The 8,324-nt window shown below is 74.5% G+C and carries 8 protein-coding genes; 4 read left to right on the top strand and 4 right to left on the bottom strand.

What is annotated here, in order from left to right; all coding sequences use genetic code 11:
- The first annotated feature begins 165 nt into the window (after positions 1 to 165).
- Entirely contained in the window at positions 166 to 768 is a 603-nt protein-coding gene (locus PV350_RS41575; RefSeq protein WP_499515716.1) for a GNAT family N-acetyltransferase, read from the top strand.
- Positions 769 to 777: 9 nt separating this feature from the next.
- Here PV350_RS41575 and PV350_RS41570 read toward each other — a convergent pair whose 3' ends face one another.
- A complete protein-coding gene (locus tag PV350_RS41570; RefSeq protein ID WP_326570932.1) occupies positions 778 to 966 on the bottom strand; it encodes a DUF4236 domain-containing protein in 189 nt (62 codons plus the stop codon).
- 97 nt (positions 967 to 1,063) lie between these two features.
- Positions 1,064 to 1,813, bottom strand: coding sequence for a TetR/AcrR family transcriptional regulator (locus PV350_RS41565; protein WP_500338597.1), 750 nt, complete (start codon positions 1,811 to 1,813; stop codon positions 1,064 to 1,066).
- Positions 1,814 to 1,874: 61 nt separating this feature from the next.
- On the opposite strand from PV350_RS41565, the gene PV350_RS41560 reads away from it, so the two are divergent.
- Positions 1,875 to 3,299, top strand: coding sequence for a hypothetical protein (locus tag PV350_RS41560; protein ID WP_500338595.1), 1,425 nt, complete (start codon positions 1,875 to 1,877; stop codon positions 3,297 to 3,299).
- Between the two features lie 18 nt (positions 3,300 to 3,317).
- Here PV350_RS41560 and PV350_RS41555 read toward each other — a convergent pair whose 3' ends face one another.
- Positions 3,318 to 4,469: a serine hydrolase domain-containing protein gene (locus tag PV350_RS41555; RefSeq protein WP_500338594.1), complete on the bottom strand. Its 1,152-nt coding sequence runs from the start codon at positions 4,467 to 4,469 to the stop codon at positions 3,318 to 3,320.
- 179 nt (positions 4,470 to 4,648) lie between these two features.
- Between PV350_RS41555 and PV350_RS41550 the strand changes: the two genes are divergently transcribed.
- Positions 4,649 to 5,911 (top strand): NAD(P)/FAD-dependent oxidoreductase, encoded by a 1,263-nt coding sequence (locus PV350_RS41550; protein WP_500338592.1) that lies wholly within the window; start codon positions 4,649 to 4,651, stop codon positions 5,909 to 5,911.
- Between the two features lie 29 nt (positions 5,912 to 5,940).
- Here PV350_RS41550 and PV350_RS41545 read toward each other — a convergent pair whose 3' ends face one another.
- The gene (locus PV350_RS41545) at positions 5,941 to 6,531 is read right to left on the bottom strand and encodes a TetR/AcrR family transcriptional regulator (RefSeq protein ID WP_499515721.1); all 591 of its coding nucleotides are present in this window, start codon (positions 6,529 to 6,531) and stop codon (positions 5,941 to 5,943) included.
- A 249-nt stretch (positions 6,532 to 6,780) separates the two neighbouring features.
- On the opposite strand from PV350_RS41545, the gene PV350_RS41540 reads away from it, so the two are divergent.
- Positions 6,781 to 8,250, top strand: coding sequence for an MFS transporter (locus PV350_RS41540; protein WP_500338591.1), 1,470 nt, complete (start codon positions 6,781 to 6,783; stop codon positions 8,248 to 8,250).
- The last annotated feature ends 74 nt before the right edge of the window (positions 8,251 to 8,324 follow it).

The raw sequence follows: 8,324 nt of genomic DNA, 5'->3' as shown, positions 1-8,324 counted from the left end.
GGTCGCGCCCCCTCCGCCCCCCAGGGTCTCCGCCTCCGCGGCCTCGTCCGGGGCGTTCGCGTTCCGTGCCACGCCCTCTGACCGGGGGTGAGGTGGCGAGGGGGCGGGGTGGGCGGGAATCCGCGAGTTGGTGCGGCAGCGTGCCCGCCCGATTAGCGTGCGGATATGGCACTACGCTTCCCCGCTTCGGTCACCATCGACGGCCGGTACGCGCGGCTGGTCCCGCTCTCGCCGCTGCACGTCCCGGCGCTGTTCGCCGCGGCGCGCGCCGACGAGGGGATGTGGCGCTGGCTGTCGACGACGCCGCCCGGTTCGCCGGGCGACATGGCCTCGCTGGTGGAGCAGCGGCTGGCGCAGGCCGCGGCGGGGGAGTCCGTGGTGTTCGCGGTCGTCCCGCACGCCACGGAGCGCCCGTCGGGCTGGGCCGCGTACGTCGACATCTCGGTCGTCGACGAGCGCGTGGACATCGGCTGGAGCTGGCTGGACCCGGCCCTGTGGGGCGGCCCGGTGCACTTGGAGACCCACTTCATGCTGGTGTACTACGCCTTCGAGGACCTGGGCTTCGGCCGCGTCCAGTGGCGCCTGGACGACCTCGACCTGCCGACCCAGGACGCGGTCTCCCGCATCGGCGGCATCCGCGAGGGCGTGCTGCGCCGGCACTGCCGCCGGGTCGACGGGTCGTGGCGCGACACCGTGTACTACTCCCTGGTCGCCACGGAGTGGCCGGCCGTGCGGGAGCGGTGGATGGCGGGGTGGATCCTCGAATGACGACGGGCCTCAGTGCCCCTTGCGCGTGCGGCGCCAGGAGAACGGCCCCGGGAGGTCGACGGATTCGGTGCGCTCACCGCGGGTGTTGACGGTGTGGTGGACGCCCTTGCTGCCCGTGGTGATGGACAGCGAGCGCTTGTTGATGTTCAGGCGGACGCCGGGCAGGATCCGGAACGACTTGCGGAAGCGAAGAGGCACGTCGTGCTCCTTTCCGAGGGTTCGGTCTGGAGTACGTGTGCCCTGCTGACGGCCTTTCATCGGGGTCCGTTCCCACGGGTGTCGCGAATGCCCGGTGTCAGGCCGCGCCGCCGCCCTCCGGCAGGCGTGCGGCGATGCCGTCGATCAAGAAGGCCAGGCTGAGCTCGAACTGCCCGTCCGCGTCCGGCCCGGAGGGCGCCTCCATCCACCGTGCGAGCAGCGGGTGCCGCCCGCCCGCCGCCGCCAGTTCGCGGGCGGCGGTGACGGCCGCGGCGAGCTGCTGCGGGGTGTGGATGCCGTGGCGGCGGCGCATGGCGAGCTCCTCGGCCTCCTGCTGCGCGCTGCCGAGGACGTGCCGGTCGAGGAGCGCCGCGTAGGTCATGGCCTCGCCCAGGGTGGCGCCCTGGCGTACGAGCACCTGGAGGACGAATTCGGTGCGGCGCATCATGTGCGGCCCGAGCGGCGGGCGCGTGGGCGCGAGCTGGGCGAACCACAGATGCCGCTTGACCGCGTCCCAGCTCCCGGTGGCCACCGCGTGCAGATCGGCCCGCCAGTCGGCGCCCGGCACCGGCGGTAGCGGGATCTCCGCGGTGACGGCGTCGAGCATGAGGTCGACCAGCCCGTCCTTGCTCATCACGTGACGGTAGAGGGCCATCGGCGTGTACGGGCCGAGCCGTTTGGCCACCGCGGCCATCGTGAGCGCCTGCGGGCCGCCCTCGTCGGCGACGGCGATCGCGGCGCGCACGATGTCGTCCCGCTCCAGCGGGCTCTGGCGGCGCCGCGGCGCGGGCTGCGTCCAGATCAGGGGGGCCGGGGCGCCTTCCGGGGTCTCCTTCGTCTCCTTCACGGGGGGAGTTTATAACGTCAGCTAAAGTATATGACGTATACGTAAGAGTGAGGGAGCAGTCATGAGCCAGCCCACCGCCCCGGCCGGGATCCGCCTCGGCGTCGTCAGGGGCATCAGCTACGGGATGTTCGGGGCGCCGGACAGCTTCGTGCCGGAGACGCGGGAGCTCGGGGCGAGGCTGGCGCGCGTCTTCCTCTACTGGGGGCAGGTCGAGCCGGAACCCGGACGGTACGACTGGTCGGTCGTCGACGCCGTCCTCGGGCAGCTCGACCCGGCGGCCGAGCTCTGGGTCACCGTCTGTTCCAGCTCCCCGTGGGCGACCCGGCAGCCCACCGGCTTCCTCCCGTCCTCACCCGCGCTCGACCCCGCCGGGTACGAGCGCTTCGTCGGCGACCTGGTCGCCAGGTGCCGGGGCCGCGTGGACCACTGGCAGTGCGGCAACGAGCCCAGCAACACCGGACTCCTGTGGGCGGGCAGCGCGGCGGAGTACGTCGGACAGCTCACCGCCTTCCACCGCGCCGTACGCGCCGCGGACCCGGCCGCCTCGGTCGTCCTCGGCGGCTGCGGCTACGACGTGCTGTCCGGCCCCGCGGACGGCGAGGCCCGGCGGTTCTTCGACCACGTCGTCGAGCACGGCCGCGACGCCTTCGACCTCTTCGACGTCCACCTGTACGGGGACCCGCACGCGATCCCGGACCAGGTAGCGCAGGTGCGCGCGATGATGCGGCGGCACGGATACGAACGCCCGGTGGTGGCGGGGGAGTACAACGGCCCCACCCTCTTCGAGTTCCCCCGGGCCCAGGCGGAACTCGAGCGGGCGATGACGGCCGCCTTCACGGGGGCGGCGGAGCCGGGCGAGGCCCCGGACCGCGCGACCATGCGCCTGCTCTACGAACACTCCCCCGAACTCCCGCCGGAGCTGCGCATGTTCATGGAGGACTGCCCTCCGGAGCTCGCCGCGCGCCGCGACCGCATCAACCGCCGCCAGATCGTCACCCGCACCGTCCTGGCCCTCGCCTGCGGTGTCACCCGCACGGCCTGCTGGAACCTGGCCCCGGAGATCCCCGGCTACCGCGACCGCCTCAACCTCATGGGCTTCCTCTTCGGCAGGCTCGCCCTGCTGGACTACGAGGGCACCGCCCTGACCCGGCGCCGCCCCGCCGCCGACGCCTTCGCCCTCCTGGCCGCGCACCTCGACGGCGTCACTGCCGTCCGCCGCCTCGCCACGGAGGACCCCTCCGGCCTGTACGCCTTCGAGGTGTCCCGCGAGGGCCGCGGCGCGCTCCAGGTCCTCTGGCGCTCCGGCGATCCCTTCACCGGCGAGGACGCCCAGGGGACCCTCGTCGACCTCCCCTGGCCCCACGCCGCCGCCCACGCGGTCGACGCCCTCGGCGCCGTCGTCCCGCTGCGCCGCGCCGACGGCACCGTCGGCGTCCCGCTCTCGGTCACCCCGGTCTTCCTCTCGACGGAGTCCCGGGAGGCGTGACCGGGCGGCCCCGGCGGCTCAGACCCCGGCCGCGTAGGCCCAGAAGGCGCGCATCGTCGCCGGGGCGGCCGGCCCGGTCAGTTCGACCTGCGTGAGCAGCACCGTCACGGTGTCCGTGGACGGCGTGATGTGCGCCGCCGTGCCGGTGCCGCCGATCCAGCCGTAGCGTCCCCGGACGTTCCACGGGGCGACGGCCGCGACGTCCACCGAACCGCCGAAGCCCCAGCCCTGCCCCTCCAGGAAGACCGCGCTCGCGTCGCGTTCGGCCGGTGGCAGGTGGTCGGTGGTCATCAGCCGTACGGACTGCGCCGACAGAAGCCGGCGGCCGCCCGCGGTGCCTTCGGCGAGGAGCATCCGGCCGAAGGCGTACCAGTCGTCGGCGGTCGACACCAGGCCGCTCGCGCCGGAAGGGAACGCCGGAGGGGTGCTCCACTGCCCGTCGGGGGCGTCCACCAACTCCAGCCCTCCCCGCGGATCCGGGCGGTAGAAGGCGGTGAAGCGGCCGAGGCCGCCACGCGGCACGGCGAAACCGGTGTCGGTCATGCCGAGCGGCTCGAAGATCCGCTCGGCCAGGAACTCGTCCAGCGGACGGCCCGACACCCGGGCGACCAGGACGCCCTGGATGTCGGAGCAGGTGTTGTAGAGCCAGGCCTCGCCCGGCTGGTGCAGCAGGGGGATCCCGGCCAGCGTCGCCATCCAGGCGTCCGGTGCCATGACCTGCTGCGGCCGCGGCGGGCCCTGTTTGAGATTGCCGAACAGCGGGGCGAGCGCGGGCAGGGAGAAGTCCGCGGGGAAGCCGTACCCGGCGCGCGAGGCCAGCAGGTCGCGGACGGTGATGGGCGCCGCGGCCGGCACCACGTCGTCGAGCGGGCTCGCCGGGGTGCGGGCGACCATCGGTTCGGCCAGTTCGGGCAGCCATGCGGCGACGGGGTCCGACAGGGCGATCCGTCCGTCGTCGACGAGCATCATGACCGCCGCCGCGACGACCGGTTTGGTGATCGAGGCGATGCGGAAGAGCGAGTCCCTGGTCATGGGGGTGGGGTCCCCGACGGCGAGGGTCCCGGCGGCCGCCACCTCGACCCGGTCGCCGCGCGCCACCAGACCCACGGCCCCCGGCACCGATCCGTCGTCCACGAACGCCTGCAGGATGTCGTGCAACTGCTGCCCCATCGCTCCACCTTCCCTCGTGTGCCGTCACGGAGAGGACTCCCGCCACGGCGCGGACTCATCGGTCCGCCGCCGTTCGGCCCGTTCGGCGGTGTGTTGCGGGGGGCGGCACCCGGGCGTCCGCGTAGCGTACGGAAAGCCGGCCCGTATCGGGGTGTACACGGAGGAAAGGCACCGGATCCATGCAGCAGGAGCGCGGTGGCCGCTGTGACGTGATCGTGGTCGGGGCGGGCGCCGCCGGGCTGGCGTGCGCGGCGGACCTCGCCGTGGCGGGCCTGACGGTGCGGGTCCTGGAGGCCTCGGACGGAGTCGGCGGCCGGATGCGCACCGACCGGCACCGCGGCTTCCTCCTCGACCGCGGCTTCCAGGTCTTCAACACCTCGTACCCCCAGGTGAAGCGGCGCCTGGAGCTGGAGCCGCTGCGGCTGCGGCCGTTCACCCCCGGCGTCCTGGTGCACACCTCCGGCGGGCGGCTGCGCTTCGCCGACCCGACCCGCCCGCCGTACGCGACCGCCGACCTGCTGCCGGGACGGCTCGCGTCGGGGCGCGACCTGGCGGCGCTGGCGGTCCTGAGCGCCCGTGACATGGCGCTGCCCGCGGGAAGGCTGCGCGCGGGCGCGGACACCACGACGCTCACCGCGCTGGCCGCCGCGGGCATCTCGGCCGAGCTGGTGGAGACCCTGTTCCGGCCGTTCCTGTCGGGGGTCTTCCTGGAGGACGAACTGGAGACCTCCAGCCGCTTCTTCCACTTCGTGTGGCGCAGCATGCTGCGGGGCACCCTCGCCCTGCCCGCCGAGGGGATCGGTGCCGTGCCCGTCCAGCTCGCCGGGCGACTTCCCGAGGACACCGTCCGCACCGAGACCCCGGTGCGCGAACTGACCGGCGACGGGGTGCTGCTGGAGGACGGCACGGACGTCACCGCGCCCGTCGTGGTGGTGGCCACCGGACCGGGGGCGGCCGCACGGCTGCTGCCCGGTCTCACCATCCCGCCGACGCGGACCGTGACGACGTACTACCACGCCGCCGACCGGTCGCCGCTCGCCGAACCGACGCTGATGGTGGACGAACGCCGCCGCTTCCTCAACACCGTGGTCCTCACCGAAGTGCAGCCCGGACTGTCCCCGGACGGCCGCGCCCTGGTGGCGACCTCCGTGCTCGGTGCACCGGGCCCCGCCGACGAGCCCGCCCTGACCACGGCGCTGTCGGACGCGTACGGCACGGACGCCTCCGGCTGGGAGCCGCTGCACCGCTGCACCGTGCGCGAGGCGCTGCCCGCGATGCCGGCACCGCACCCGATGACCCGCACCACCCGCTTCGCGCCGGGGCGTCACGTGTGCGGCGACCACCGGGCGACCGGGTCGCTCCAGGGCGCGCTGGCCTCGGGCACGCGGGCCGCCCGCGAGGTGCTGTCCGACCGGCGCCGCGCGGCGACACGGCTGCGCTGAGGCGCCGGGACGGCCGGGGCGCGGGGAGCTCAGTCGATCGCGGCGTCCACGAGGGCGACGGCGACGGCGCGGGCGTGGGCGCCCGGCCCGGTGGCGTTCAGCGCGGTGCTGCGGGCGACGGCGCCGTCGTAGAGCAGGGCGAGCCGTTCACCGAGCGCCTCGGGGTCGCGGGCCCCGGCCACCCGTGCCAGGGCCGTCAGCCTGCGGGCGAACTCCCTCTTGTAGGCGGCCACCAGCAGGTGGACCGGGTGGTCGGGGTCGGGCACCTCGACGGCGGCGTTCAGGAAGGGGCAGCCGCGCAGCGGTCCGTCCGTCCGCCCCGGCGGCCAGTCGAAGATCGCCAGGAGTTGCCCCCGCGGGTCCGGGCAGGGCTCGCCGGGGATCACCTCGGCGGGGAGCAGGCCGTCCTCGAGTTCGCGCAGATAGGCCTGGACGAGGTCGTCCTTGCTCGCGAAGTGCGTGTACAGGGTGCGCTTCGACACGTTGGCGACGGTGGTCAGCTGGTCCATCCCGGTCGCGTTGACCCCCTGGGCGGTGAACAGCTCCGTCGCCGCCTTGAGGATCCGCTCCCGGGCGCCTCGGCCACTGCGCCGGCGTACGGGGGAGGGTGCGTCGCTCATGCCGTTAAGGATACCGATCGTTTTACTTCACCGGAAACGGCTGTTACGGTGGAGCGCGTAAGGAGACCGATCGGTTTACTTAAGGGCCTCGGTGGACCCTCCCGCCGCCCCGTCCCGCGGACGCGGGCCGTGTCCCCGCGCACGCCTCCGCTTCCCGCCGCAGTGCCGCGGCGCCCCCCGTTGTCCCCGTCGACCGGGCCGCCCGGCCCGCGTACGGCGCGACCGTGCCTCTTCCCCGGAGACAGACCCATGACCCGTTCCCCCTCGGACCCCGCGGGCGGCACCGCCGTCGTGCGGGCGCCCGCCCCCGGCGGCCCGGCGGCCGCGCGCCGCGCCCCGCACCCCGGGCTCGTGCTCGCCGTCCTCGCCACGTCGGTGTTCCTCTCCGCCCTCGACGCCTTCATCGTCAACGTCGCCCTGACCCCCATCGGGCACGGCGTGGGCGAGACCTCGCTCTCCCGGCTCAGCTGGATCCTCAACGGCTACGCGATCGTGTACGCCGCGCTGCTCGTCCCGGCCGGGCGGCTGAGCGACCGCTACGGGCGCAAGGCCGGATTCCTGCTCGGGCTCGGCGTGTTCACCCTCGCCAGCCTGGGCGCCGCCCTCAGCGGCGACCTGTGGGTCCTGGTCGCGTTCCGCTTCCTGCAGGCGGCCGGGGCGGCCGTCCTCACCCCGGCCAGCCTCGGGCTCGTGCTGACCACGGCGCCACCCGCCAGGGTCACCCGCTCCGTGCAGATCTGGGCGGCCAGCGGCTCGCTCGCCGCGGCGGCGGGACCGGTGGTCGGAGGCCTGCTCGTCCAGGTGGCCTGGCAGTGGATATTCCTGCTCAACCTGCCAATCGGCGCCGCGGCGTTCGTCCTGGCCGTACGGCTGCTGCCGGGCGGCCGCCCGGACACCGGCGCCCGGCTGCCCGACCTCGTCGGCGGGGCCCTGCTGGTGGTGGCGATCGGCACGCTCGCACTGGGCCTGGTCCAGGGCCCGGAATGGGGATGGGCGGCGGCGCCGACCGTCGGAGCCTTCGCCGCCGCCGCGGCGGCGCTCGCGACCTGCCTCCTGCGCTCGGCGCGGCACCCCGTCCCCGTCGTCGACCTGAGCCTGCTGCGCGACCGCGTGTTCGCCTCGGCGAACGTCGCCGCCCTGCTGTTCTACGCCGCCTTCGGGCTCCAGTTGCTCGGCCTGACCCTGTGGCTGCAGCAGGTGTGGCACTGGTCGGCCATCGAGACCGGCCTCGGCGTCGCGCCCGGCCCGGCCATGGTGTTCGCCGCCTCTGCCCTCGGGCGGAGGATCGGCCGGCGTGTCCCGGCCGGCACCGTCGCGGCGCTCGGCTCGGCACTGGTCGCCCTCGGTACCGCGTGGACCGCACTCCGTGCCGGAGGAAGCCTCGACTACGCCGTCGACATCCTGCCCGGCTGGCTGGTCGCCGGGGTCGGCGTGGGACTGGCCCTGCCCACGATGATCTCGTCGGCCACCTCGGGCCTGCCCAAGGACCAGGCGGCCACCGGCAGCGCCGTCGTCACCATGGCCGGTCAGATCGGCACCGTGCTCGGCGTCAGCGGCCTGGTCGTCGTCCTGGCCGCCGCCGGTCCCCGCGACCCGGCGCACGCCTTCTCCCTCGCCTGGTGGATCTCGGCCGGTGTCGTGGCGCTGAGCGCCCTCGCCGCGCTGGGGATCAGCCCCCGGACCGTACGGCCGTCGTCACCGCAGGAGCGAAAGGCGTGACGCGCCGACGGAGTTGACCCCGCCCGCGACCACCCTGCCCGTGACCACCCGCCAATGACCCCCCAGTGACCACC

The organism is Streptomyces sp. PA03-6a, assembly GCF_033792765.1.
In the GTDB taxonomy this organism is placed as follows: domain Bacteria; phylum Actinomycetota; class Actinomycetes; order Streptomycetales; family Streptomycetaceae; genus Actinacidiphila.
This window is presented reverse-complemented; position numbering and strand designations above follow the sequence as displayed.